Origin of the sequence: Mesorhizobium sp. B283B1A, assembly GCF_020165735.1 — a bacterium.
Classification (GTDB): Bacteria; Pseudomonadota; Alphaproteobacteria; order Rhizobiales; family Rhizobiaceae; genus Mesorhizobium; species Mesorhizobium opportunistum.
Map to the genome: position 1 here is coordinate 135,495 of NZ_JAIUIQ010000002.1, position 24,428 is coordinate 159,922.

The window sequence follows — 24,428 nt, forward strand, 5'->3', positions numbered from 1 at the left end:
GTCGGCGGACAAAATTCCCGGCACGGACCTGAAGGTGCCGGTTGTCTCCGTCAGAACACCCGGCTCATTTCGGCCGGCGCACCGCCCGCACCACGCCGGCGGATGTGCTGCCGCAGAACAGGCGATCGCCGCCATCGGATTCCAGCCCCGAGACACCCATGCCGTCCGGCATGTCGAGCGTCTCCAGAACCTTGCCGGTTTGTGGGTCGACACGGCGCAAATCGCTCTCGTCGCCTTCCCAGGTGGCGTGCCACAGCTCGCCATCCACCCAGGTTACCCCGGTGACGAAGCGGTTGGATTCGATGGTGCGCAGGATCGTCCCGGTCTCCGGGTCGATCTGGTGGATCTTGCGCTCGCGGTACTGCCCCACCCAGAGCGTCCCTTCGGCCCAGGTCAGCCCGGAGTCGCGGCCGCCCCCGGGCGCGGGAATGGTGGCCAGAACCGCCCCGGTATCCGGGTCGATCTTATGGATGCGATCATTGGCGAGCTGGAAAAAGTGCTTGCCGTCATACGCGGTGCCGGCATGCGCCGCGACATCGATCGAACGCAACGCCTGCCCGCTTTGCGGATCGAAGGCGTTCAGCCTGTCGCCGGAGGCAAACCAGACGTTCTCGCCGTCGAAGCTCACCCCATGCACGCTGCTGATACCGGGAAAGGGTCCGTATTCGCGCAGGATTTCGGCCGCTGAATGTTTCATGTCTTTGTCCTCGATTGTGGTCGTTCATCCCTTCCTACCCTTGCGGGAGCGGTGCCGGGAGTAACAAGGTGGTCGTGAAACCCGCCACGGGCGGCGTCATCCAGCGGCGCGCCCTGCCGTGGCCGAAAGACTGCACCTTGCCGGTCTCGGCGAGCGGCTCCAGCGCCCTCTGCACGCTGCGCTGGCCGGTTCCGAGCGCCAGCGCCAGGGCCGAGCTCGACCAGGCCTCGCCGTCGGCGAGCAAGGCCAGCACGGCCGCGTGCCGCTCCTCGATCGGCCGCGCCAGAACCATCACCGCACGTGCCTGGCGCGGCGCCAGCGTGAAGCCGCGCTTGGTGGCGCTGATATCCGCCAGCCCGCGCAGCTCGGCCCGCAGCCGCCCGACCTCGACGCGCAGGCGCGCGCGGTGCGATTCATCGGCATGCTTGCCGCCGAAGGCCCGCGCCACGAGCTCCTCTCGCGACACGTCTCCAGGCCAGGCCTCGGCGAGCGCACGCGCCAGTGCGAACAGCACCGGCCGGCTCGCCAGCGTGACCGTGGCATCCCCGGCACGCACGGCATAGCGAAAGGCGTCGACGACAAACGCCGGCGATCCCTGCAGCGCCTCGACCTCTTCGAGCAGCAGCGGCCGCTCCGTGCCCTGCGCGATCAGCCGCGCAGCGGGTGTTTCAAGCGCCAGGGACGCGGTTGCGACCTCCGCCATGAGGCCTGGAATGCCAGCCCGCTGGGCAGCGTGGCGTGCCCATTCCAGCGCTGCGCGCGCCGGCCTGGTCCGCAGGCGCCGCATGGCGATGCCGGCGACGGCGAGCTCGTGGGCGGCTCTTGCCGCCGGCGGGAGCGGCGTCGGGTCGAGCCCGGCCAGCACATGCTCGGCCTCGTCGAGCCGGCCGATCAAGAGCAGCCGCCGCACCTTGAGGTGGCCGGCATGCGCCGCGTTCAGCCGGTCGCCTTGCTTCTCCAGCGTCGTGCGCGCAGCGTCGAGCGCCTTGGCCGGCCAGCCGAGGTCGCGCGAGACCAGCGCGATCTCGGCCTCGGCGACGACGCATCTGGCGCGCGCCACGGCTTCTCTCGGGCCGAAGGCGCGGGCGGCCCGCCGCAGCAGCAGCTTGGCGCGTTCGAAGTCGCCGAGCTGCGCCATGGCGATGCCGCGCAGCGCCAGCGCCGGCGCGTCCTCGCGCAAGGCGACGCGGTCCAGCGCGCCGAGCGGATCGCCGGCGGCCAGGGCCAGTCCTGCCGCGGTGATCAGCGAGTCCATTCAAATCCCGTCACACTTGTAACTCCCACCCCCACGCCACGCCGCCCTAACTTAAATCACCACCGCCGGTCAGCAAGCCGCATCGACCAAACCTGGCCAGATGGCTGAGGGCATCACGGCCACCGTTGACGCCAACACCGGCAATCGCCATCCTGAGCATCTCAGGTACAAATGTTAAGCATCTTAATAGGGATGATTGAAAATGCCTGCAACCGACGATCTCGAGCACACCGCACGGCCCCGCCACCCCTGCTGCGCCGGGCCGGACGATTCAAATCCCGCCACTTTTGTAACTCCCAGCGCTCCGCTTCACCGTTCTACGCTGGTTCCGGATCCCCAAACGACAACACGCCGCGACGGCGCCACTGGCAAAGGAGAAGACCAATGACCAAGCACATGACGATGAAGACCCCACCGATCGTTTCAAGACAGGAATGGGATGCCGCGTACGAAAAGATGCTGGTCAAGGAAAAGGCCACCATGCGTGCCAAGGACGCGCTGTCCGCCGAGCGTCGCCGCATGCCTTGGCTGGAAGTCGACAAGGCCTATGTGTTCGAGGGCCCGAATGGCAAGGCCAGCCTGCTCGACCTGTTCGAAGGCCGCCGCCAGTTGATCGTCTACCGCGCCTTCTTCGAGCCTGGCGTCTATGGCTGGCCCGACCACGCCTGCCGCGGCTGCTCGCTCGGCGCCGATCAGGTCGGCCACCTCGCCCATCTCAATGCCCGCGACACCACGCTTGCCTACATCTCGCGCGCGCCGCAGCCCGACATCGTCAGGCTGAAGCAGCGGATGGAGTGGAAGATGCCCTGGTATACGATCACCGATAGCTTCGACAAGGATTTCGGCGTCGACGAATGGCACGGCCACAACGTGTTCATCCATGATGGCGACCGCGTCTTCCGAACCTATTTCATCAACACCCGCGGCGACGAGGCCTTGGGCACGGTGTGGAGCTATCTCGACGCCACCCCTCTCGGCCGCCAGGAGATCTGGGAAGATTCGCCCGAAGGCTATCCCCAGACCCAGCTCTACAGCTGGTGGAACTGGCACGACAATTACGAAGCCGGGGCCGACAAGAAGTGGGCCGAGGTGTCGGCGGCCGGCGAAGCCGCCTTCCGCGAAAAGAGCGATCAGTAGCGTCTGGCCGGAAAGGCCGAAAGTTTCCTCTCCCTCACGAAATGGGGAGAGGAAACCAAACCCTGCAGGCCAGGACACTAAGGAAAAGACCATGAACGACATCCATTCTGGCATCGGCAGCGCGACTTCCGAACACATCGCCCCTCTCGGCATCGCCGACTGGCTGTGCCTCGCGGCAGCACCCACCTTCGCCATGATGGCCCTGCTCTCCTGCCTTCAGGGCGGCGATGCGGCCATGCTGTGCATGGGCAGCTCGCCGCTGACCGGCCCGTCTTTAACCGGCCCGTCTTTAACGGGGATGCCGGCCATGTATCTGTTGATGAGCGCCTTCCATCTGGCGCCCTGGTTGCGCGTGATTTCCGGCCGGCAGGCCCGCTAGATCCGGCTCGCCCCATATCAAAATATCCCACACGTCGGAGAAAGACTATGCGGCTGGTCAGGCTAAGAGCGCCCGGCATGGGCGCGGGATCTCTCCCGCGCCCATGCCGCTACCTCAGTTGCATTTCGGCTTGGCGCTGTTGCAGGCGTCGACCAGTTCGGCCGGCGGGTCCTTATGGAAGACGGTCTTGTAGGATTCCAGCACGTTGGACTGCACCACCGGCAGCGACTGCACACCGACCCAGGCGGGTGTGGGCTGCCCGATCAGCGCCTTCATCATGGCCATCGCCTCGGCGACGCCCTGGTCATAGGGGCGCTGCGAGCCGGTCGCCTTGAGCGGCCCGCCCTTGGCGATCTCGATCGCCGACTGCAGGCCGAGATCGACCGTGGTGATCGGAATGTCGATGCCTTGCGCACGCATCGATGACAGCGTGTCGAGCGCCGGCTGGTCCCACACCGCGTACAGGCCCTTCACATCGGGATTGCCAGTCAGAAAGTCGCCGGCGATCTGCGATACTTTCGAGGGATCGGTGAAGTCGACCTGCTTCATGACGATGTCGGGACGGTTCTTCTTCATCCACTCGCTGACGCCCTTGGTGCGCTCGTTGGTGCTGAAATAGTCGACGCCGAAATTCACCAGTCCGATCGTGCCCCCCTTGGGCATGCAGGACGCCAGGATCGTTGCTGCGATCTGGCCATTGCCCTGGCTGTCGGCCGAGATCATCGAGGCAAAATCCTTCGGAGATTCGAGGCCGACCGGAATGCTGTCCATGAACACCAGCTTGATACCGGCCTCGCCCACCTTCTTGTAGGTCGGCGCCGTCGCGGTGAAATCGACGGGGATGGAAATGATGCCGTCTGGATGCTGCTGGATGGTGTTTTCGATATCGGCGATCTGCTTGTCGACCTGATATTCGGCCGATGCCACGCCGGTGACGGTGACGCCATATTTGGCAAGCGTTTCGCTGATGCCTTGCACCTGCAGCTGCGACCAGTCGAGGTTCACCGTCTGCATGGAAATGCCAACCTTGAACTTGCCTGCCTTGACCTTGGCGGCTTCGTCGTCGGTCAATTTCAGCTCGTCGGGCGAGGCTGCCTTTTCGCCGTGCGGACCCTGCCCCACAATGCCCTTGGGGCCGAGCGTGGCCATGTCGACACCGGTGACACAAGTCTCCGGCGTCTGCGCCAGGCCAAGCGACGTCGACAGCGCGAAGGCGCTGGCGGCGAGGCCCAATGTACAGAAAAGCGAGTGGATTCGTGCCTGTTGTTTCATGACTTTCCTCCGTTGATCGTTGACGTTCTTGTCTCCGTTTGAAGCCGGCGATTTTCTGCTGGTGAGCGGGATGCGCGCCTTACCTCCTCGTGAACGCGACCGCGGCGACGATGATTGCTCCCTTGATGACGAGTTGCAGTGACGAGCTGACGCCGAGCAGCACCAGCCCATTGTTGAGGGTGCCGATGATCAGGCTGCCGAGCAGCGTACCGAGCACGAAGCCGCGGCCGCCGAACAGGCTGCAGCCGCCAAGGATGACCGAAGCGATGACATCGAGCTCCATGCCTTGCACGACATCTGGCCGCGCCGCGTGCGAGCGCGCCGACAGGATCAGCGATGCCAGTCCGGCGAGCGTTCCGGTCAGAACGAAGGCCAGCGTGGTGACTTGCTTGATGTGGACACCGGAATAGAGTGCGGCGGTCGGATTGCCGCCCGCCGCGTAGATGCGCCGCCCATAGACGCTGTAGTGCAAGAGCAGGATGCCGGCCACGGTGACGCCAAGCGTCCACAGGATCGGCGCCGGGATACCGAGCACCGAGCCTTCACCGAAGATCGCGAAATAGTTTTCGTTGGTGATGATGACCGGCTTGGTGTTGGTGACCATCAGCGCCAGGCCGCGCGCGGCGCTCAACGTGCCCAATGTCACCAGGAAGGACGGGATTTCGAGGCGGGTGGTCAAGACACCGTTGATCAGCCCGATCAGCGCGCCGGTACCCAGCCCCGCGACGGCGCCGACGACCCAATTGTTGGCCAGGAAAGCCATGGCCAGCGACGCGCTCATGCCCGAAAGCGCCAATGTCGAGGCGACCGACAGGTCGATCTGCCGGGAGATGATGACGAATGTCATGCCCACCGCGATGATCGAGACCAGCGTCGTCTGCCGGCCGATGTTGAGAAAATTGTCGATCGACAGGAACCAGGGCGATGCCAGGCTGAAGACGATCAGCATGACGGCGAAGGCGACGTAAAGCATGTAGGGACGCTCGCCCTGAAGCAGATGCCGCAGCGCCGAGCGACCGCCCGCTTGGTTGGAAGCGCCCCTTGCCATTGGTGCCTTTGCCGGGCTTTGGGTGTCGGTCATGCCGCGTGCTCTTCCGATGGCTGCGAAAGTTGAATGAGGTGATGGAGATCCTCGGCGCTGCCGAATTCCTGCCGCCCAATCGTCCTGGTGATGTGGCCATCGACGACGATCGAGATGCGGTCGCAAAGCTGCAGCAGTTCGGAGAGATCCGAAGACACCAGCAGAACGCCACTGCCTGCGGCTGCCGCGGCACGAATGACGCCGTAAATCTCCTCGCGCGCGCCGACATCGACACCGACCGTCGGCTCGTCGAGCAACAGCACCCGCGGCCGCGGCTCGTTCCATTTGCCGAACACGACCTTCTGCTGATTGCCGCCGGAGAGGTTCTTCACTGCGGTCGATGCGTTGGGGGCCTTGACGGCCAGCCGGCGCATCGCGGCATTGGCGTGCTCGCTCGAGGACCGGCGCTGCAGCCAACCGAGGCGGGAGAACTCCCGCAGCCTTGGCAGCACGAGGTTCCGCTCGATCGAATGTTCGAGCACCAGGCCCTGGACATGCCGGTCCTCCGGCACCAGCGCGATGCCTCGCCTTATTGCCGCCGCCGGATCGGTTCCAGCAAGCGAAACACCGTCCAGCCTGGCTTCGCCCGACTGGATGGACCGCAGTCCGAAGATGGTCTGCAGTATTTCGGTGCGTCCGCTGCCGATCAGGCCGGCGAGGCCGTGGATCTCGCCACTGCGCAGCTCGAGATCGGCGCGGTCCAGCCGGTCGTTGCTGACGTCAGTCAATTCGAGCACCGGCTTTTGAGATGGACCGGTCGATAAGGGCACGCCTTGCCCCGATGCCGTGCCGTCCGCCTTCAGGACGGCGTGATCGGGCCCGACGATCGCCCCCACCAATTGCCGCATATTGGTTTGCGCCGTGACGAACGTTCCGGCGTTCTGTCCGTCACGGAAGACTGTCACCCGGCTCGAAATCCGGAACACTTCATTGAGGCGATGCGTGACATAGATCACCCCGACACCGCGCTCCGCCACCGCCCGGATCGCCTCGAACAGGATCCTCTCCTCATCGTCGGTCAGCGCCGAGGTCGGCTCGTCCAGAATGAGCAGGCGGACATCGCCCATCAGCGCCTTGGCGATCTCGGTCATCTGGCGATAGGCAAAGGGCAGCGAGCCGACCATGGCGCGGGCGTCGAGCGGGATGTTCTGCGATTTGAGGAAGGCTTCGGCCTGCGCCACCAGCTGCCGCTTCTTCAGGAAGCCAAGCCGCGTCTTCGGCTCTCGCCCCAAGAGCAGATTGTCGGCAACCGAGAGCGACTCGACCAGGCTCAGATCCTGGTAGACGACCGCCACGCCGGTATCGCGCGACTGGGCGGGCGAAGCGAACGAGACAGGCTTGCCGTCAATTTCGATCGAGCCGCCATCATGCACATGCACACCGCTCAGGATCTTGATCAACGTCGATTTGCCGGCCCCGTTTTCGCCGAGCAGGGCGTGCACTTCACCGGGCCGGATTTCCAGACTGACGCCGCGCAGCGCATTGACGCCGCCAAACCGCTTCCTGACGCCCTCGACGCGCAGCAAGGGGATTTCGGACATCATCGCAGTCGAACCCGGTTCGATCATGACGCCCGCACTTCCTCCCTTTGAAGCGTCCCCTACCCGACGATATCTCTTTTGAGACTTATCTTACTTTTTTTGTGACTTTTCCATCAGCTTGGGGAAATGTCAAACGGAGTCGGGCTGAAATGAATCCGGTCCGACTTCGCCATGCTCGGTGACTATGGCGTCGAAGCCGTCCATGGCTGAGAAGAAGGCGCGCTTGAGCTTGCCGATCTTGCTCGAATCGATGACCAGATAATTCTCGCGCGCAAGGCTCATCACCTTCTGCTTCACCACCGCCTCGTGGAAATGCTCGCAAGTGGCGCCGCGCTTGGCATCGACGCCGGCGGCCGACAGGAAGGCTGCGTTGATACCGACGCTCTTCAAAATCTCGAAATCATGCGTGCCCGAGAAAGATGCCGACGCGGGGTGATAGACACCGCCCAGCATGATGATCGTCACATTGGGCTTGCGGCTCAGGCGCTCCGCGATATTCATCGCGTAACATATTGCCGTTATTTGATAATTGTCGGGAATGAGGTCGATCAGGTGGATCAGCGTCGTGCCGCAGTCGATGAAGATCGTTTCGTCGGGCCGTATCTTGCGCACCGCGTGCAGGCAGGCCTCGCGCTTCGCCGCCGCATGACTGTCGGCCGCGGTCGCCAGTTCGTAGGGAATATCGGCCTCGATCTCGGCCGCGGCCAATATGTGCCCGCCGAGATAGGCGATCTGCCCCTGGTTGTTGGCGATGTCGCGCCGCACCGTCATTTCGGAGACGCCGAGAAGCGTTGCCGCTTCGCTCAGATGGATGACCCGCCGTTCCGACAAAAGATGGATCAGCCGGGCCGTCCTTTGCACTTTGCGAGCAGTCATGCGTTGGGCCTGTTGGTCGCCTGAAATGTGAGGATTTTAACAACCGGTCGCACTCGGATGCAAGCGCGGTGCGCGACTTGGTCCTGCAATGGCTGACGGGCATGCCCGGCTTGGCTTTTACCGGTCGCCGGGCCAATCGTTCGACTATCAGGCTTTGGCGGATTTCCCCGCCCCGAACCGCAAGCCGTCCATCAGCAGTTTGACCAGCCGCCACGAGCGGTCGCGCCACTCCGGCGTATCGGGTGCGGAATAGATGCCACCCAGCGCGTGCAGGACGTCGGAGGCATCGACGTCGCCGCGAATAGTGCCGTCGGCCACTGCCGCCTCGACCAGTTGCCGCAAGGCCTGCGATATCCGGCCCGACGTGTCGGAAAACAGCGTAGAATTGGTGGTGAAGAGGATGCGCAGGCTGGTCGCCAGGCCGCGCTTGGTCGCGATGTAGTCGACGAAGCGCCGCATCCATTCTTCCAGCGCGACGTCGGACGGATATCTTGCCGCAAGCTCCCCGGCAGCGGCACAAAGCGCCTCCGCTTCACGCCGGTAGACCACCTCGACCAGGTGCTCGCGCGTTGGGAAATGCCGGTAGAGCGTGCCGATGCCGACCCCGGCGCGGCGTGCGATCTCCTCCAGCGAGGCATCGATGCCGCGCTCGGCAAACAGCGCCGCCGCAGTCTCGACCAGCCGGTCGCGGTTGCGCTGGGCATCCGCGCGCAGCGGCTTGGCCTCTGCGGCGGTGTTCGGTTCGGCGAGTGCTGACGGCTCGACGGCCAATTTTTTCTCCACGGACCAATTATGGGGGCTTGAACCCGGCCGGGCCAGCCCCCACGTAATAAACGGAGGCGCCTCCGTTTTAGTGGAGTACCTTTATCATATAATCAGGGGAATGGGTATGTCACGTCTTTCCAACCTGCAAGCCGACATCTCCCCTGCGTGTGAGAGAACCGTCTTCGTCTCTGCTTTCATCACCAGCATCTGACCACGAGGTACCTTGCCCTTCCCGGCAAGGCGCCAGTTCAATTCCCGACCTAAGCACTGGAGCCAGAGGTCAATGACCAGCCTTCCCATCACGCTCACCATCAACGGACACCGACACGAACTGGAGGTCGATGCACGCGTAACGCTGCTCGACCTGTTGCGCGAGCGGCTTGACCTCACCGGCACAAAGAAGGGTTGCGATCGCGGCCAGTGCGGCGCCTGCACCGTGCTGGTCGACGGCAAGCGCATAAACTCCTGCTTGGCGCTGGCGGTCAGCCATGACGGCGCCGACGTCTTGACGATCGAAGGCGTCGCGAACGGTGAAGAACTGCATCCGGTGCAGGCCGCCTTCATCGCCCATGATGGCTTCCAGTGCGGGTTCTGCACGCCCGGCCAGATCATGAGCACGCTCGGCTTGATCGCCGAAGGACAGGCAGGCGACGATCCCGAGCGCATCCGCGAAGGGCTGAGCGGCAACATCTGCCGCTGCGCGGCCTATGGCGGCATCGTGGAGGCCGTCCTGGAAGCCCAGGAACAACTTGCCAGAACCGACCGGAGGACCGCGGCATGAGAGACTTCGATTATATCAGGCCCGCCACCATTTCCGACGCCATCGCGGCGGCGGCCGAGCCAGGTTCGTCCTATCTCGCCGGCGGCACCAATCTGCTCGACCTGATGAAGGGCGGCATCACCAGCCCCGAGCGCATCGTCGACATCACTCGACTGCCGGAGCTCAATCGCATCGAATGGCTGGACGACGGCGGCCTGCGCATCGGCGCGCTGATCCGCAATGCCGACCTGGCCCATGACGCGGCGTTCGCCAGCGCCTATCCCGCGGTGGCCGAAGCGCTGCTTTCGGGGGCCTCGGCGCAGCTCCGCAATGCCGCCACCGTCGGCGGCAATCTGCTGCAACGGACGCGCTGCAGCTATTTTTACGACACTGCCAGTGCCTGCAACAAGCGCGATCCCGGCACGGGCTGCGGTGCATTGGGGGGTGAGAACCGCCTGCACGCCGTGCTTGGCTGGAGCGATGCCTGCATCGCCACGCATCCGTCGGACTTCTGCGTGCCGCTGGTGGCACTCGATGCCGTGGTCGAGATCGAGGGCAAGGCCGGCCGGCGCCATGTCAGCCTGGAGCAATTCCACCGGTTACCCGGCGACGCGCCGCAGCTGGAGAATCCGCTGGAGCCCGGCGATCTGGTCGTGGCGGTGCGGCTGCCGGCGGAGGCCGCCTCCTTCCGCGCCAATACGCGCTACCTGAAAGTGCGCGAACGCACCTCCTATGCCTTCGCCGTCGTCTCGGCCGCCGCGGCGCTCGTCATCGATGGTGGCAAGATCCGCGATGCAAGGCTGGCGCTGGGCGGTGTGGCGGCCAAGCCGTGGCGGGCGCGTTCGGCTGAAGCCGCCCTGCTCGGCGCCGATGCCGACGAGGCGAGCTTCGTTCGCGCCGCCGATGCCGCGCTGGCCGACGCCAGCCCGTCCGGCGACAATGCGTTCAAGATCGAACTTGCCCGGCGCATTCTCGTCAGGGCGCTGATGTCGGCACGGGCAGGAACGCCCGAACGGCTGCCGGCCCTGCCTGCCTCCCCTTTTTCCTCCATCCCCGGAGCGCGCCATGACGCTTGAACTCAACCTCAACCAGCAACCCGCCCATACCCGGCAGGGCTCCAGCATCGGCCAGCCGCTGACCCGCCGCGACGGATTTTTGAAAGTCACCGGCACCGCGCGCTATGCCGCCGACAACCATCCGCCCGGCATGCTCTATGCCGTGCTGGCCGTCAGCAGCATCGCACGCGGCCGCGTCGTCTCGCTGGATATCGAGGCGGCCAAGGCGCATTCGGGCGTGGTCGAGGTGATGACCCCGCGCAACCGCCCGGCCCTCGCCATCGATCCGGATGCCAAGGACAATCCCTTCATGTTCCGGCTCGATCTGCTGCAGAACGACCAGGTCCGCTATCCCAACCAGAGCATTGCCGTGGTGATTGCCGAAACCCTTGAAGCAGCGACCGAAGGAGCCGCGCTGCTGTCGCCGCGCTATGAAGCGCTGCCCGCGCGCGTCGGTCTCGACGGCGCTGAAAGCTTCGTACCCCGCGGTGTCGGCGTCGGCGGCTCGGCGGTGCAGCAGAAGGGCGATGTCGAAGCCGGCCTCAAATCGGCAACGACGCGGATCGAGGCGACCTACGAAACGCCGGCTCAATACCACAACGCCATGGAGCCGCACGCGATCGTGGCCGCCTGGGATGGCGACCGCCTGTCGATCGACACGCCGAGCCAGGGCCTTGCCATGGCGCAGGGCCGCATCGCCGGCCTGTTCGGCATCGCACCGCAAAACATCCACATCCGCAGCCCTTTCCTTGGCGGCGGCTTCGGTTCCAAAGGCATGATTTCCGGGCCGCAGGTGCTCGGCATCCTGGCGGCACGCCTCGTCGGCCGTCCGGTCAAGCTGGTGCTGCGGCGCGAGCAGATGTACGGCCCCGTCGGCCATCGCGCCCCGACCCGCCAGACCCTGCTCATGGGCATGGATGGCGATGGTCAACTGACCGCGATCTCCCATCACGCCAGGACCGCATCGAGCACGTTCGACGATTTCTTCGAACCGGCGGCCGACGCTTCGCATACGCTCTATGCCAGTCCGGCCATCGCCACCTCGCACGATGTCGTGCGGCTCGACACCGGCACGCCGCTGTTCATGCGGGCTCCCGGCGAAGCCACTGGTTCGATCGCTCTGGAGAGCGCCATCGACGAGGCCGCGCATGCCTGCGGCATGGACCCGCTGGAATTTCGGCTCAAGAATTATGCCGAAGTCGAGCCGATGACGGGCAAACCGTTCTCCTCCAAGGCGCTGCGCGAATGCTACCAACAGGCGGCCGAGGCGTTCGGCTGGGCGAGCCGCCCGCTTCAACCGCGCCGGATGCGCGACGCGGACGGTTTCCTCGTCGGCTGGGGTATGGGCACGGCCACGTTTCCCGCCATCATGTTCCAGGCCGAGGCCCGCGCCGTGCTGAGAAGCGACGGCAGCGGCCTGATGGAGACCGGCGCCCAGGACATGGGGCAAGGCGCGTGGACCGCCTTTGCCCAGATCGCCGCCGACGGATTGGGGCTCGACATCGACCGGGTCGAGTTCAAGGCCGGCAGCTCCGACCTTCCCAACGCCGGCATTGCCGGCGGCTCCGGCCACACGGCGACAGCCGGAATGGCGATCCACAATGCTGGCGCCGCCGTCGTCGCAAAACTTGCCGATCTTGCCACCGGTGACGAGCGCTCGCCGCTGTTCGGCGCCGGCAATGAAGGTTTGCTGGCGCGCGGCGGACGGCTGTACCGGCGCGAGGACGAAAGCCGCAGCGAGAGCTATGCCGAGATCCTTACCCGCGCGGGCCTCTCCGAGATCGAAGGCCATGGCAAGGGTGCTGCGGAACCGGCTTCGCAGGAGGCCTATGCCAAGCACGCACATGGCGCGGTGTTCGCCGAGGTCAAAATCGATCCCGATTTCGGCCAGATCCGCGTCACCCGGCTGGTCGGTGCATTCGCCGCCGGACGGGTCATCAACCCGCGGCTGGTGCGCAGCCAGTATTACGGCGGCATGATCTGGGGCGTTTCCTTCGCGCTGCATGAGGAAGCCGTCACCGACAGGCGCTCGGGCCGAATCCAGAATGCCAACCTCGCCGAATACCATGTGCCGGTGAATGCCGACGTACCGTCGGTCGAGGCGCTGCTGGTCCATGAGCACGATCCCCACGTCAATGCGCTCGGCATCAAGGGCGTCGGCGAAATCGGCATCACCGGCACGGCCGGTGCCGTTGCCAATGCGGTCTGGCATGCAACCGGCGTGCGGGCCCGGCGCTTTCCGATCCGGCTGGAGGACCTGCTCTGAGGTGACCAGCTTGCGCGTGTCGTTCGGAAGCCGATCCCCTTCCGAAAGGCGCGCACCAGAAACGACAGCGCAGCGAAAGGGCCGGAAGCCGTCCGGCCCTCACCTGCCCTAGCCCAATCCCATCCGCGTCAAGCAACTGGAGCCAGACGCCCATGACAAAAATCCCCGTCCATCTCGATATCAACGGCCATCGCCACGAGTTGCAGCTCGAACCGCGCGTGACGCTGCTCGACGCCTTGCGCGACCGCCTTGGCCTGACCGGCACCAAGAAGGGCTGCGACCACGGCCAGTGCGGCGCCTGCACCGTGCATGTCGACGGCGAGCGCGTGCTGGCCTGCCTCACATTGGCAGCCCAGGCCGAGGGCCGCACCATCACCACCATAGAGGGGCTTGCACGGGAGGGCGAACTGCATCCCGTGCAAGCTGCCTTCCTCGAACAGGATGCCTTCCAGTGCGGTTATTGCACACCAGGCCAGATCATGTCGGCGGTGGCCTGCATCCGCGAGGGCCATGCCGGCTCGGATGAAGAGATCCGCGAATACATGGCCGGCAATCTCTGCCGTTGCGGCGCCTACCCGCACATTGTCGCCGCCGTGCGCCAGGCAGCGCTGGAGATCGCGCCATGAGGGACTTTTCCTATCTCCGCGCCACTTCGGCTGACGCCGCACGCCAGGCGGCCGCCCTGCCCGGTGCCATGCTGCTGGCCGGCGGCACCACGCTGATCGACCTTGCCAAATGCGGCGTCGCCGAGCCCGACATGCTGGTCGACATCACCCATCTCAAGGGGCTGGACCGGATCGAAATCGACGTGCGCGGCGCCACCATCGGCGCGCTCGCCCGGATGAGCCATGTCTCCGATCACGCCGACATCAAGAGCCACTTTCCCGCCGTTTCCCAAGCGCTGTGGCAGGCAGCCTCGGCGCAGATCCGCAACATGGCGACCATTGGCGGCAATCTGATGCAGCGCACGCGCTGTCCCTATTTCCGCGATCCCGCCAATTTTCCGGCCTGCAACAAGCGCGAGCCCGGCAGCGGCTGTTCGGCGATCGGCGGCGTCACCAGGGGACATGCCGTGCTCGGCACCAGCGACGCCTGCATCGCCATGTACCCCGGCGATCTCGCCACAGCGCTGGTCGCGTTCGACGCGACGGTTCATCTCGGCGATCGGCGCATCCCCGTCGACGACTTTTTCCTGCTGCCTGGCAGCACGCCGGACCGGGAACACGCGATCGGACCGGGTGAGATGATCACCGCCATCCAGATTCCCGGTTCCGCCGCCGCCCGCCGCTCGACCTACCTGAAGATCCGCGACCGGCAATCCTATGAATTCGCCGCCGCGAGCGCCGCTGTCGGCATCGAGTTCGAGGCGGACGGCCGCACCATCCGCGATCTGCGCGTCGCGCTCGGCGGTGTCGCGACCAAACCATGGCGGGCGCGGGCCGTCGAAGACGCGTTGAAAGGCAAGGTGCTGGAGCCGGACGTTGTCCGCGCCGCCAGTCGGCTCGCAGTCGAAGGCGCCGTCGACCATGGCGCCAACCATTACAAGACCGAGCTCGCGCCGCGTGTCGTCGCGCGGGCTATTCTTAAATTGGGAGAGACGGCATGACCATTCACACAAGACATGGTGACGCCTCGGACGGAACGCTGGCGCAAGCCGTTGGCGGCTGGCTGTCGCGCGTCGACGGCCCGGCCAAGATCACCGGTGCGGCCAAATATGCCGTCGAGCAGCAGCTCGAGGGCCTCGCCTTTGCCGCGCTGGTCGAAAGCACGATTGCTTCCGGCAAGGTGCGTTCGATCGAGACAGCGGAGGCCGAGGCAGCGCCGGGCGTGCTCAAGGTGCTGACGCCGGACACCATCATCAGCCTCAGGACCGCGTCCGACTGGTTCGGCACGCCGCCGCCGGACAAGCCCTATTGCCCGCTGGCGCGTGATATCGCCTTCTCGGGCCAGCATGTCGCGGCTGTCGTGGCGGAAACCTTCGAGCAGGCGGTTGCGGCCGCGGCCCTGGTCAAGGTCAGCTATGACGAGACGCCGGCTATTGTCGACCTCAGCGACGGCAAGGCCGGCGACGGCATTCCGATCGATGCCATGACCAAGGAATGGGGCGACGCGCAAACCGCCTTCGCCTCGGCGCCGGTGCGGATCTGCGCCGCCTATAACACGCCGCGCGAATATCAGGCGCCGATGGAGCCGCACGGCCTGATCGCACGCTGGGAGGGCGATCATCTCACCGTTTGGGAGCCGAGCCAGTGGCTGGACGGCATGGCCCGCACCTATGCCGAATGGTTCGGCGTGCCGTTCCAGAATGTGCGGCTGGTGTCGCCCTATGTTGGCGGCGGCTTCGGTTCGAAGGCGCTGGCGCTCGGCCACGGCGCGATTGCCGCGAGTGCCGCCAAGATGCTCGGCCGGCCGGTGAGGCTGGTGATGACCCGGCCGCAGACCTTCACCGGCTATGGCGGCCGCGCCGCGACGCGACAGACGGTGACGATCGGCGCCGGCCATGACGGCGTCATCCAGTCCATCGTGCATCGCGGTGTCAACGAAACGTCGATCGACGGCATGTGGGTCGAGCCGCTGGGATCGGTCACCTCGATCATGTACGCGACGCCGAATTTCTCTTCGAAACAGAATGTCGTGCGGGTCAACAGCGTGGTGCCGGGCGCCATGCGCGCGCCGGGCGAGAACCCTGGCGCCTTCGGCATAGAAAGCGCCATCGACGAACTCGCCTACGAGGTCGGCATCGACCCGCTGGAGATCCGGCTGCGCAACTACGCCGAACAGGATCCACACGTCAAAAAAGCCTGGTCGACAAGGCAGTTGCGCGAGGCTTTTGCCGCAGGCGCCGAACGTTTCGGCTGGTCAAGGCGCACGCCGCAGCCGCGCTCGATGCGCGACGGCAACCAGTTGATCGGCTGGGGCGTTGCCGCCGGCACCTATCCGGTGCGGCGCGCTTATGGCGAGGCGATCGTGCGCATCCTGGCCAACGGTTCGGTCGAGGTCGAAAGCTCCTCGATCGACATGGGCCAGGGCACCTACACCATCCTGGCGCAGACGGCTGCCGAAACCGTCGGCGTGCCGGCCGACGACGTGGTGGTGAAACTCGGCGATTCCCGCTTTCCCCGGGCCGGCGTCACCGGCGGCTCGCGGCTGGCCGGCGTGATGACCGGTGCGGTCCATAAGGCCGCCATCTTGGCGCTCGACCAGCTGGTGGGCTTGGCGATCAGCGACCCGCGATCGCCCTTCCATGCGCTGCAGGCCAACACGCTGGTGGTGAGCAACGGCCGCATCGGCTCGCCGCGCGGCGATGGCCCCGATGTGTCGGTCGCCGAATTGCTCAAGAGCGTTGGCCGCGACCATATCGAGGCGACCGGCGACACCATGCCGGCCAGTTCGAGCGCCGAGGACCGCTACAAGAACTACACCACCATCGCCATGGCGCTGCCGCACACCGAGGGCGACTATTCCCGCTACTCCTGGTGCGCGCATTTCGTCGAAGTGCGCGTTGACGAGGATTTCGGCACGGTGCGCGTCTCGCGGATGGTGTCGGCGCTGGATTCGGGCCGGCTCTACAATCCGAAACTGGCCGAAAGCCAGTGGAAGGGTGGCATCATCATGGGGATCGGCCAGGCGCTCTTGGAAGAAGGCATCGTCGACCGCCGCCACGGCCGCATCGTCAACGACAACCTCGCCGATTACCTCGTACCGACCAACGCCGACATTCCCGATATCGAGGTGATCTCGGTCGGCATTCCCGACCTGCATTCCTCGGCCCTCGGTGGCAAGGGTGTTGGGGAACTAGCCATCGTCGGCGTCGCGCCGGCGATAGCCAATGCGGTGTTCCATGCGACGGGGAAACGGATCAGGGATTTGCCGATCACGCTGGAGAAGCTGATTTAGGTATGGTGCGAGGCGCCCCCCTCTGCCCTGCCGGGCATCTCCCCCTCAAGAGGGGAGATTGGCAGTTTCGGCTTTCCAGCGTTGATCATTGGCGAAAACGATGAAGCGAATAATCTCCCCACTTGAGGGGGAGATGGCCGGCAGGCCAGAGGGGGGCGGCCAGGCGCAAGCCTCACCCTCCCCTCACCACTCCAACCCGAACACCAATTTCCCGAAATGCAGGCCGCCGGCGGCCATGTGGGTGTAGGCTTCGGCTGCTTCATCAGGTGAAAACACCTTGTCGACGACCGGCTCGATCCCGGCCGCACCGATGGCGCGGGCCGCGTCGCGGAGGTCGGACACCGATCCGGTGTTGTTGCCGACCACCTTCAGCGCCTTGATGATGATCGGCAGCAGATTGACCGTGGCCTCGGCGCCCGTGAGAAAGCCGATGGTGAACAGCGTGCCGCCGGGCGCGGTGGCGTTGACCGCACGGGCAAAGGTGGCGGCGCCGCCGGTCTCGACGACGAGGTCCGCGCCGAGGCCACCGGTCAGCTCCAGCACCTTGTCGTCCCAGTCTGATGTCGCGCGGTAATTGATTAGATGGTCGGCGCCGAGCGCCTTCGCCCGCTCCAGTTTCTCATCCGACGAGGAGGTGATGATGACGGTGGCGCCGAAGGCTTTTGCCAGCTGCAACGTGAAGATCGAGACGCCGCCGGTGCCAAGCAGCACGACGACCGAGCCCGGCCCGACATTGGCGGCGCGGATCGCGTTCAAGGCGGTGGTGCCGGCGATCGGCAGCGTCGATGCCGCCTCGAAGGAGAGGTGCGCCGGGACCGGCACCAGCGCATTGGCCGGCAGCGCGACATATTCGGACAGCGACCCCGGCAGCGCGACGCCGCGCATCTGCCTCATCTCGTAAGGCCGCGGCGGGCCGCCAATCCAGTGCGGCTTGGCATGCGCGATCACGCGATCGCCCGTGCTGAATGTCGTAACGCCCTCGCCCAGCGCGACGATCTCGCCGGCGCCGTCGGCGACCGGGATGAGCGGAAAGGTCGGTCCGGGATAATTGCCGCTCGCCACCGCGACATCGACGAAGTTCAGGCTCGCCGCGCGCTGGCGGATCAGCACCTCGCCGCGCTGCGGTTCGGGGGTGGCGACGGTCGTGGCGCGGAAGGCGTCCAGCCTGGCCTGGCTGAGTTCGATGGCTTTCATGGTTTCACTCCTGTGTGACGATTGATGGGTTGAGTGAACCTATCTGCTGCGCTATCGCTAGATAATCCTCGCCATTTACATTTGAGTATTGCGGATAATGCAGCAATCACACGAGCCGGCGGCCCTTGCCGAAATGGCGGCCTTCGCGGCCATCGCCGAGGCGCGCTCCTTCACCAGGGCGGCGGCACGTGTTGGCCGCGACGCGACCATCCTGTCGCGGCGCATGCAATCGCTGGAGGAGCGGCTGGGGGTAAGGCTGCTTCATCGCACGACGCGCAGCGTGTCGCTGACCGAAGCGGGCGCCGAATTCCTGGTGCGCGTGCGCGCCATCCTCGCGTCGGTCGACGAGGCCGAGGCAGCGGCTTCCGCCCACGCCGGCGGCGGTCCGCGCGGCCTGCTCAGGCTGGCATTGCCCGGCACGTTCGGGCGCATGTGGATCGGCCCGCTGCTGCCGCAATTCCTCGCCGAATTTCCCGACGTCCGCATCGAGGCCGAATTCTCCAATCGCTTCGCCGACCTGGTCGCCGAGAATTTCGACGTCGCCGTGCGGCTCGGCGCGCTGGAGGATTCGCGCCTGGTGGCGCGCAGGATCGCGACGCGGCGCCGGCTGCTCTGCGCCGCTCCCGCCTATCTCGCCCGAAGCGGCAGGCCGGAGACACCGCAGGCGCTGCTCGAACATTCCTGCCTGGGCTTCTCCGGCTTCCAGACCTTTCCGGCCTGGGAGATGATGGACCGCGAAGGCCGGCGCGCGCGCGTCGAGGTTTCCGGGCCGTTGGTCACCGACGATGCCGAGGTGCTGGTCGAGGCCGCCGTGCAAGGTGTCGGGCTGATGATGAGCACCGACTGGCTGGTCGGTCGCGAAATCGCCGATGGACGGCTGGTGCCAGTGCTGGAGGACTGGACGCTCGCCGACGAAGGCGCGGTCTATGTCGTCGTGCCCTCAGCCAAGGGACAAGCCGCCAAGACCCGCGCCTTCGCCGACTGGATCGCCAAGCGCTTTTCGCCGGAGCCGCCGTGGCGGCGGTGAAGCTGCTAATTTCCTCTCTCGAAGGAGATTACGCGCTCCGCTCTCAGCCCTCAGAATTTATAGGCAATGCCGACGCGAACATCGTGCGTCGTGAGGTCGATGGCGTCCGGATTGAGAGGAGCGCCATTGCCGATCGTGTGGCGCTGAGACGTCCGGCGACCGAAATCGGCGAACCTGTATTCGCCGCGGACCAGCCAATTGTCGGTGACGGCGTATTCGGCGCCAGCAGCCAGCGTATAGCCCGTCACCGTACCCTTGACGTCGGCATACGGTCCGCCCGGGATGTTGGTGGTGGTGTGCTTATAGTTCGCCACCGCCAGGCCGCCGCTGACGAAAGGAAGCCACCGGTCCATCGCATAGCCGGCCCGCAGGCGAAGCGAGCCGACGGAATTCAGCTTGAGCTCGCCGCCAAAGGCCGGGTCATCGACGCCGAGCGCTTGATAGAGCGTCGTGCCTTTGACGCTGGCGATGTTGTAGTCGCCCTCGACGCCGAGAACCAGCCCGCCATCGAACTGCTTGTTGTAGCCGGCATAAAGGCCGCCGAAGCCGCCGGACGGGCCGTAACCCCAGCCATAATCGTCGAAGCTGCCGGGCGCAAAGGTCTGCCCGACCCGCGCGTCACCCCACGCGTATCCGGCCTGTGCGCCGAGATAGGCGCCGGACCAGTTGTAGCTAGAGTCAACCGGCAAATTGGCATCCGCTGCCGACGCCATGCCAGCAGCTGCGAGGATGACGGCCACCGCGAGAGGAATGGTTTTCATGGTTGATCTGCTGCCTCGAAATGCTGTGTTTGCCCGCGCCGAAAAAACGGCGCGGGGTTGCTGGCCGGCGTGGCGGATCAGAACTTGTAGCTGAGGCCGACCCGGACATCGTGCGTCTGCAGATCGACGCTCGTCGCCGTCGGAAGACCGGCTGCTATTGACAGATCCTGGCTGCCGAAATCGGAGTACCGATATTCGGCCCGCGCGATCCATCTGTCGGTGAAGGCGTGCTCGATGCCCGCTCCAACCGTCCAGCCGACATGGCTCTCGTCGTGGAACGGTATTTCACCGCCGGGACCGGCGCTGATCGCGGTCACTTCATATTTGGCCGCAGCCACGCCGGCGGTGATGTAGGGCAATGTCCGGTCGAACGCATAGCCAGCCCGCAGCCGCGCCGATCCCGACCATTTGAGTTCGCTCTTGAGCAACGCGGAGACGCCACCGCCACCGGCGTCAAGGGGCGTCAGCCCATCGGCATTGCTGTAGGCGATATCAGCCTCGGCGCCGATCACGAAGCTGTTCGCCATCTGGTAATTGGCGCCGATATGGATGCCGCCGACAAAGCCGCTCGGATCGAGCGAACTGTTGAGGTCGGAGCCTCCGCCGAAACCGCCGCCGGCGATGAAAAGATTGGATTTTCCGGCCGCGTAGCCAACGTCGACGCCGGCATAGAGGCCGGACCAGTCGTAGCCGGCAACAGGCGAAACTTCATTGATGTCAGCCGCACAGGCCATGCTGACCGGCCCAAGAATGAAGACTGTCGCGAGAAGAAGTGTTTTCATTTGTTTGTCTGCCGCCCCAAGGGTTGTGGCCCCGCGCGAAATGCTCACGGGGATCCAGCTGTTGTCGCGCCCCGGTGTTGCATTGTCGGCCGGCCACGTCTTGGGCTGGGCCGCACCTGAATTGTCCTGGAGAGCACTGCGACGCTTTCTCGGTCGGTGTGGCCATTCAGCCTCAGTCGATCGGCGGCCTGTGTTCAGCAGGGTCAGCATCGAGCCTGGTCGCGACCCGTCCCGGCTCCACGAGCGATCGGGAGGTGTTCGGCGGCGAGCGGCGGCTTCAGCCTATTGAGCCTGAACCGCGAGCGGCGTGCCCATGTCCGAGACGAGTTTGACGAGATCGGCTTGGCGCCTCGTGCCGGTTTTGGCGAAGATACGGTTGAGGTGCGTCTTCAGCGTGTTCTCGCCAATGCCCAGCGACACTGCGCTCTTCGAGGCGGACAATCCGCTGCCGATGCGCAGCAGGACCCGCGCCTCCGCCGGCGTAAGGTCGAACAAGGTGGTGAGAACGGCCTCGGGGAGCGGGGAAGAGGACGTCGTCGTCGACACGAAGACGGCGGCACATGCGGGCTGAAAAGCGGCGCGAGCCGTTCCTTCGCTCAACGGCAGCACATAGGCGACGGCTGGCGGCTGGCCCAGGGCCGAAACGGGCAGGCCAATGCCGCGGGAGCCAAGCAGAAAATCCGCGCTCGCCGCGCTGGCGATCGCTTCCAGCAGGGCGCGGGCCACTGCCGGATTTTGCACCTGGAGCACGCCGTTCCTGGAAAGAATGGGGCTTTGCGCGGAAAACATCCGTTCGGCGGCGCCATTGGCGTGGAGGATCGTTCCGTGTGCGCCGGTCAAAACAACAGGCACTGCCAGATGGTCAAGCGCCTGCCGATAGAGATTGGCGGTGACGCGGGCCTGATCGAGCAGATCTCCGATCAGCGATGCACGCCGCAGATGCGGCGAGAGCAACGCCAGGAAACGCTGCTCTTCGGCTGATATGGCGGCCCTGGTGGCCCGCGTGGTGCAACCCATCAGCCCGATCCGGTCCGGCGTGTGGACGAATTTGGTGATGCAGCCTTCGCGCAGTCCCTGCGGATTGGCCCAATTCTGAAAAAACGGAGTCTGCTGGAGCTCGGCTTCGCTCATCTGCGACAGCGTCGCGACAGGACTGTCGATGTCGCCGACGACCGCGGCCTTCAGCCCGGGAATCGTGTCAAAATCATAGTCCTCCTGGAGCACGCGCATCTGCTCGGGATCCCAGGGCGATTGGGCCGCGAAGCGGCCTTGATTGCCGGCGGTGCTGGCAAGCGCGATGGTGGTGTAGGCCGCATCGACAGCCCCGGTGATCCGGATCATCACCTCGGCCCAACCGTCGGGGTCCAGTACGCAATCATAGATATCGCCGATAATCGAACCCAAGACTTCGCTGCTCAGCCTCTCCACCACGCCTCCATTTTGCTCCGATCTCGCCTCGGAGGAATTTGTAGCGTCATACTTTCAGGTGACGCCACGTGCGGTCGATCTCGATTAAGGATTTGAATTCGATCAGATACCAAGCGGCTATTGTCGCTGGTTATTCTTGGAATGGGAAGCATCGCGCTCAATAGATTAGAGTTAGCGAATATATCGGATTGCACCATTGTCACAAAAGACGGTCTTTTCATCGGCTCAGTTGCCATCGCATCTTAGCGAACGAGATCGGTTTTCCCTCTGGCAGGACATCCATGTCGCGGAGATATGGTCGGTCGAATATGGCACATCGGAAAACCTGCCCTTCCAAGCCTCGATCGAAGCCACGGCCGTGGGAGAACTGGTTCTTGGCCAGATGTCCGGAACGATCAAGCATGCGACGAGGAAGGCGAGCAACATCGCCGACGACGACAATGACGGATACCTGCTGCTGATCAACAAGGCCGACACCCTGTTGTCCGGGGCCCAGGCCGGCCGCGAATACGGCGTCGGCCGGGGCGAAGCGGTCCTGGTCACGGCAGCGGAAGCGCTGAAAATGACCGGTGCCGACAGCAATGTGTGGGCAAACATAGTGGTCCCGCGCGCCATCCTCACCCAGGCCTTCCCGCAGATCGACGACAGGCTGGCGTTGAAGATAGGCGCCGAAAGCGAAGCCCTCGATCTTCTCAAGAGCTATTGCCAGCTTCTTGAAACCGGCCGCCCCCTCGCCTCGCCCGATCTCGTAACGCACGCGACCGAAACGATCGTCGATCTGATCGGGCTGGTGACCGGCGCGAAGGGCCAGGCCGCCGAACTGGCCGGCTTTCGCGGCCTGCGCGCCGCCCGCCTGCAGGCGATCCTGGTCAAGATCGCCGACAATTTCGCCGACCCCGGAATCTCCGCCCAAGGCGTCGCACAAGAACTCGGCCTCTCGGCACGCTACGTCCACGACCTCCTTCAGGAGACCGGCACCAGCTTCACCGAAAGGGTCCTCGAGCTCCGCTTGCAGCGAGCCCGCAAGATGCTCTCGCAAAGACACAATGACGACATGCGGGTCAGCGATATCGCCATGATAAGCGGGTTCAGCGATATGTCCTATTTCAATCGCTGCTTTCGCCGCCGGTTTGGCCATACGCCGACGAGCACCAGATAGGGAACGCTGAACCGCGTTTCGCGCGTTCGCCTGCCCGCTACCCCTACTCCGGCGACGGCACCGGCGGCTTCGAGGTCAGCGCCGTGCCGGCGGCCGCGACGATGACGGCGGCGATACCGGCCAGTTGCGGCAGCGTCAGGCTTTCGTGCAGGAACAGGAAGCCGGCGAGCGCACCCAGCCCCGGCTCCAGGCAGGTCAGCGTCCCGTAGATGCGGGCCGGCATCCGGGTCAGCGCCACCATCTCCAGCCAGAACGGCAGCGCGCTGGAGAACAGGCCGACGAGCAATGCGCTGACCAGGATCGATGGCGAAAGCAGTCCCATGCCGGCCTCGGCCACGCCGAAGGGCAACACCAGAACGGCGGCGATCGCCATGCCGTAGGCAGTCGTGCGCGAGCCGAGTTCCGCGCCGGCCTTCTGGGCAAGCACGATATAGAGCGCCCAGAAACCACCGGCCGCCAGTGCCAGCACCACCCCCACCGGGTCGAGCGGCTGCAGCGACCGGATGAACGGCGACAACAGCACGATGCCGGCGACCGCAAGCGCGATCCAGGCAAAGTCGCTGGCGCGCCGCGAGGTCAGCGTCGCCACCAGCAGCGGGCCGGAGAATTCCAGCGCCACGGCAACGCCGAGCGGGATCCTGGCAAGTGCCGCGTAGAACAAAAGGTTGAGTGCTGCGAGCGTCACCCCATAGGCGATGAGCCACGGCAAGGTGGCGCGCGAAGGCCGCATCTGCCACGGCCGCAGCACCGCGATCAGCATCAGCGCGCCGACCACGAGCCTGAGCGTCGTCGTGCCCTGTGCGCCGATCACCGGGAACAAGGTCTTGGCGAAGGTGGCGCCGATCTGGATCGACACCATGGCGCCCATCAGCGCCGCGACGGGCAAGGGCGCCGCTTCGCGACTGGCAACCGGCGTCGATGTCAATTGACTTCATCCTCCCATGCCGCCCGGCGAAAACCTTCCCGGCAGCATGGCAATAGGGTGAACCGGCCCGCCTGTCGTGAGGCAGCGCGGATGCCTCGATAAGGGCACAGCCAGCCCGGCGGGCGCGATGCGGGCCTGGTAACCGCGCGCCTGGGTGTAATCGAGCGCTAC

Annotated in this window: 22 protein-coding genes; 10 read left to right on the plus strand and 12 right to left on the minus strand. The window is 65.2% G+C overall.

Translation table 11 applies throughout. The annotated features are described in order from the left end of the window. Positions 1-64: 64 nt before the first annotated feature. Complete coding sequence (locus LB577_RS02050; protein WP_224685343.1) at positions 65-697, minus strand: DUF5074 domain-containing protein; 633 nt, start codon at positions 695-697, stop codon at positions 65-67. 34 nt (positions 698-731) lie between these two features. Beyond that, on the minus strand, positions 732-1,952 hold the full coding sequence (locus LB577_RS02055; RefSeq protein ID WP_224685344.1) for a helix-turn-helix domain-containing protein: 1,221 nt from the start codon (positions 1,950-1,952) through the stop codon (positions 732-734). A gap of 384 nt (positions 1,953-2,336) precedes the next feature. Here LB577_RS02055 and LB577_RS02060 point away from each other — a divergent pair, with 384 nt between their 5' ends. Both LB577_RS02060 and LB577_RS02065 read left to right on the plus strand, forming a co-directional pair. Next, the gene (locus tag LB577_RS02060; protein ID WP_224685345.1) at positions 2,337-3,089 is read left to right on the plus strand and encodes a DUF899 domain-containing protein; all 753 of its coding nucleotides are present in this window, start codon (positions 2,337-2,339) and stop codon (positions 3,087-3,089) included. Positions 3,090-3,180: 91 nt separating this feature from the next. Further along, positions 3,181-3,468 (plus strand): hypothetical protein, encoded by a 288-nt coding sequence (locus LB577_RS02065; RefSeq protein WP_224685346.1) that lies wholly within the window; start codon positions 3,181-3,183, stop codon positions 3,466-3,468. Between the two features lie 114 nt (positions 3,469-3,582). Here LB577_RS02065 and LB577_RS02070 read toward each other — a convergent pair whose 3' ends face one another. From LB577_RS02070 to LB577_RS02090, 5 genes are all read right to left on the minus strand, one after another. Continuing rightward, complete coding sequence (locus LB577_RS02070; protein WP_031250619.1) at positions 3,583-4,740, minus strand: substrate-binding domain-containing protein; 1,158 nt, start codon at positions 4,738-4,740, stop codon at positions 3,583-3,585. Between the two features lie 79 nt (positions 4,741-4,819). Beyond that, positions 4,820-5,821 carry an ABC transporter permease gene (locus tag LB577_RS02075; protein WP_224685347.1) on the minus strand — a complete coding sequence of 334 codons (1,002 nt, stop codon included), beginning with the start codon at positions 5,819-5,821 and terminating at the stop codon, positions 4,820-4,822. Next, entirely contained in the window at positions 5,818-7,389 is a 1,572-nt protein-coding gene (locus LB577_RS02080) for a sugar ABC transporter ATP-binding protein (RefSeq protein WP_224685348.1), read from the minus strand. The genes LB577_RS02075 and LB577_RS02080 overlap by 4 nt, the downstream gene beginning before the upstream one ends. A gap of 102 nt (positions 7,390-7,491) precedes the next feature. Then, complete coding sequence (locus LB577_RS02085) at positions 7,492-8,238, minus strand: DeoR/GlpR family DNA-binding transcription regulator (protein ID WP_224685349.1); 747 nt, start codon at positions 8,236-8,238, stop codon at positions 7,492-7,494. A 147-nt stretch (positions 8,239-8,385) separates the two neighbouring features. Next, positions 8,386-9,009 (minus strand): TetR/AcrR family transcriptional regulator, encoded by a 624-nt coding sequence (locus tag LB577_RS02090; RefSeq protein WP_224685350.1) that lies wholly within the window; start codon positions 9,007-9,009, stop codon positions 8,386-8,388. A gap of 277 nt (positions 9,010-9,286) precedes the next feature. Here LB577_RS02090 and LB577_RS02095 point away from each other — a divergent pair, with 277 nt between their 5' ends. The 6 genes from LB577_RS02095 to LB577_RS02120 all read left to right on the plus strand — a co-directional run bounded on the left by LB577_RS02095 (position 9,287) and on the right by LB577_RS02120 (position 16,981). Beyond that, a complete protein-coding gene (locus tag LB577_RS02095; RefSeq protein ID WP_224685351.1) occupies positions 9,287-9,784 on the plus strand; it encodes a (2Fe-2S)-binding protein in 498 nt (165 codons plus the stop codon). Next, positions 9,781-10,839: an FAD binding domain-containing protein gene (locus LB577_RS02100; protein WP_224685352.1), complete on the plus strand. Its 1,059-nt coding sequence runs from the start codon at positions 9,781-9,783 to the stop codon at positions 10,837-10,839. The genes LB577_RS02095 and LB577_RS02100 overlap by 4 nt, the downstream gene beginning before the upstream one ends. Further along, positions 10,829-13,084 (plus strand): xanthine dehydrogenase family protein molybdopterin-binding subunit, encoded by a 2,256-nt coding sequence (locus LB577_RS02105; protein ID WP_224685353.1) that lies wholly within the window; start codon positions 10,829-10,831, stop codon positions 13,082-13,084. Before LB577_RS02100 ends, LB577_RS02105 begins: the two co-directional genes overlap by 11 nt. 152 nt (positions 13,085-13,236) lie before the next feature. Continuing rightward, positions 13,237-13,710, plus strand: a complete 474-nt coding sequence (locus LB577_RS02110) for a (2Fe-2S)-binding protein (RefSeq protein ID WP_224685354.1) — start codon at positions 13,237-13,239, stop codon at positions 13,708-13,710. Further along, on the plus strand, positions 13,707-14,690 hold the full coding sequence (locus LB577_RS02115; protein ID WP_224685355.1) for an FAD binding domain-containing protein: 984 nt from the start codon (positions 13,707-13,709) through the stop codon (positions 14,688-14,690). Before LB577_RS02110 ends, LB577_RS02115 begins: the two co-directional genes overlap by 4 nt. Further along, positions 14,687-16,981, plus strand: a complete 2,295-nt coding sequence (locus LB577_RS02120; RefSeq protein ID WP_224685356.1) for a xanthine dehydrogenase family protein molybdopterin-binding subunit — start codon at positions 14,687-14,689, stop codon at positions 16,979-16,981. The genes LB577_RS02115 and LB577_RS02120 overlap by 4 nt, the downstream gene beginning before the upstream one ends. Before the next feature lie 183 nt (positions 16,982-17,164). Here the strand turns inward: LB577_RS02120 and LB577_RS02125 are convergent, their stop codons facing one another. Continuing rightward, entirely contained in the window at positions 17,165-18,175 is a 1,011-nt protein-coding gene (locus tag LB577_RS02125) for a zinc-dependent alcohol dehydrogenase family protein (protein WP_224685357.1), read from the minus strand. A gap of 97 nt (positions 18,176-18,272) precedes the next feature. Between LB577_RS02125 and LB577_RS02130 the strand changes: the two genes are divergently transcribed. Then, positions 18,273-19,202, plus strand: coding sequence for a LysR family transcriptional regulator (locus LB577_RS02130; protein ID WP_224685358.1), 930 nt, complete (start codon positions 18,273-18,275; stop codon positions 19,200-19,202). Between the two features lie 50 nt (positions 19,203-19,252). Here LB577_RS02130 and LB577_RS02135 read toward each other — a convergent pair whose 3' ends face one another. From LB577_RS02135 to LB577_RS02145, 3 genes are all read right to left on the minus strand, one after another. After that, positions 19,253-19,963, minus strand: coding sequence for an outer membrane protein (locus LB577_RS02135; RefSeq protein ID WP_224685359.1), 711 nt, complete (start codon positions 19,961-19,963; stop codon positions 19,253-19,255). A gap of 77 nt (positions 19,964-20,040) precedes the next feature. Next, a complete protein-coding gene (locus tag LB577_RS02140; RefSeq protein WP_224685360.1) occupies positions 20,041-20,745 on the minus strand; it encodes an outer membrane protein in 705 nt (234 codons plus the stop codon). Between the two features lie 282 nt (positions 20,746-21,027). Next, positions 21,028-22,149 (minus strand): helix-turn-helix transcriptional regulator, encoded by a 1,122-nt coding sequence (locus tag LB577_RS02145; protein ID WP_224685361.1) that lies wholly within the window; start codon positions 22,147-22,149, stop codon positions 21,028-21,030. Between the two features lie 220 nt (positions 22,150-22,369). Here LB577_RS02145 and LB577_RS02150 point away from each other — a divergent pair, with 220 nt between their 5' ends. Then, entirely contained in the window at positions 22,370-23,332 is a 963-nt protein-coding gene (locus LB577_RS02150) for an AraC family transcriptional regulator (protein WP_224685362.1), read from the plus strand. A 43-nt stretch (positions 23,333-23,375) separates the two neighbouring features. Here the strand turns inward: LB577_RS02150 and LB577_RS02155 are convergent, their stop codons facing one another. After that, entirely contained in the window at positions 23,376-24,257 is an 882-nt protein-coding gene (locus LB577_RS02155) for an EamA family transporter (RefSeq protein WP_224685363.1), read from the minus strand. Between the last annotated feature and the right edge of the window lie 171 nt (positions 24,258-24,428).

Bases quoted from the DNA above. Each gene is read 5' to 3' on its own strand.
- LB577_RS02085 (WP_224685349.1), bottom strand. From the start codon at position 8,238: ATGACTGCTCGCAAAGTGCAAAGGACGGCCCGGCTGATCCATCTTTTG.
- LB577_RS02060 (WP_224685345.1), top strand. From the start codon at position 2,337: ATGACCAAGCACATGACGATGAAGACCCCACCGATCGTTTCAAGACAG.
- LB577_RS02070 (WP_031250619.1), bottom strand. From the start codon at position 4,740: ATGAAACAACAGGCACGAATCCACTCGCTTTTCTGTACATTGGGCCTC.
- LB577_RS02065 (WP_224685346.1), top strand. From the start codon at position 3,181: ATGAACGACATCCATTCTGGCATCGGCAGCGCGACTTCCGAACACATC.
- LB577_RS02055 (WP_224685344.1), bottom strand. From the start codon at position 1,952: ATGGACTCGCTGATCACCGCGGCAGGACTGGCCCTGGCCGCCGGCGAT.
- LB577_RS02110 (WP_224685354.1), top strand. From the start codon at position 13,237: ATGACAAAAATCCCCGTCCATCTCGATATCAACGGCCATCGCCACGAG.
- LB577_RS02125 (WP_224685357.1), bottom strand. From the start codon at position 18,175: ATGAAAGCCATCGAACTCAGCCAGGCCAGGCTGGACGCCTTCCGCGCC.
- LB577_RS02100 (WP_224685352.1), top strand. From the start codon at position 9,781: ATGAGAGACTTCGATTATATCAGGCCCGCCACCATTTCCGACGCCATC.
- LB577_RS02120 (WP_224685356.1), top strand. From the start codon at position 14,687: ATGACCATTCACACAAGACATGGTGACGCCTCGGACGGAACGCTGGCG.
- LB577_RS02130 (WP_224685358.1), top strand. From the start codon at position 18,273: ATGCAGCAATCACACGAGCCGGCGGCCCTTGCCGAAATGGCGGCCTTC.
- LB577_RS02140 (WP_224685360.1), bottom strand. From the start codon at position 20,745: ATGAAAACACTTCTTCTCGCGACAGTCTTCATTCTTGGGCCGGTCAGC.
- LB577_RS02080 (WP_224685348.1), bottom strand. From the start codon at position 7,389: ATGATCGAACCGGGTTCGACTGCGATGATGTCCGAAATCCCCTTGCTG.
- LB577_RS02050 (WP_224685343.1), bottom strand. From the start codon at position 697: ATGAAACATTCAGCGGCCGAAATCCTGCGCGAATACGGACCCTTTCCC.
- LB577_RS02095 (WP_224685351.1), top strand. From the start codon at position 9,287: ATGACCAGCCTTCCCATCACGCTCACCATCAACGGACACCGACACGAA.
- LB577_RS02075 (WP_224685347.1), bottom strand. From the start codon at position 5,821: ATGACCGACACCCAAAGCCCGGCAAAGGCACCAATGGCAAGGGGCGCT.
- LB577_RS02105 (WP_224685353.1), top strand. From the start codon at position 10,829: ATGACGCTTGAACTCAACCTCAACCAGCAACCCGCCCATACCCGGCAG.
- LB577_RS02135 (WP_224685359.1), bottom strand. From the start codon at position 19,963: ATGAAAACCATTCCTCTCGCGGTGGCCGTCATCCTCGCAGCTGCTGGC.
- LB577_RS02115 (WP_224685355.1), top strand. From the start codon at position 13,707: ATGAGGGACTTTTCCTATCTCCGCGCCACTTCGGCTGACGCCGCACGC.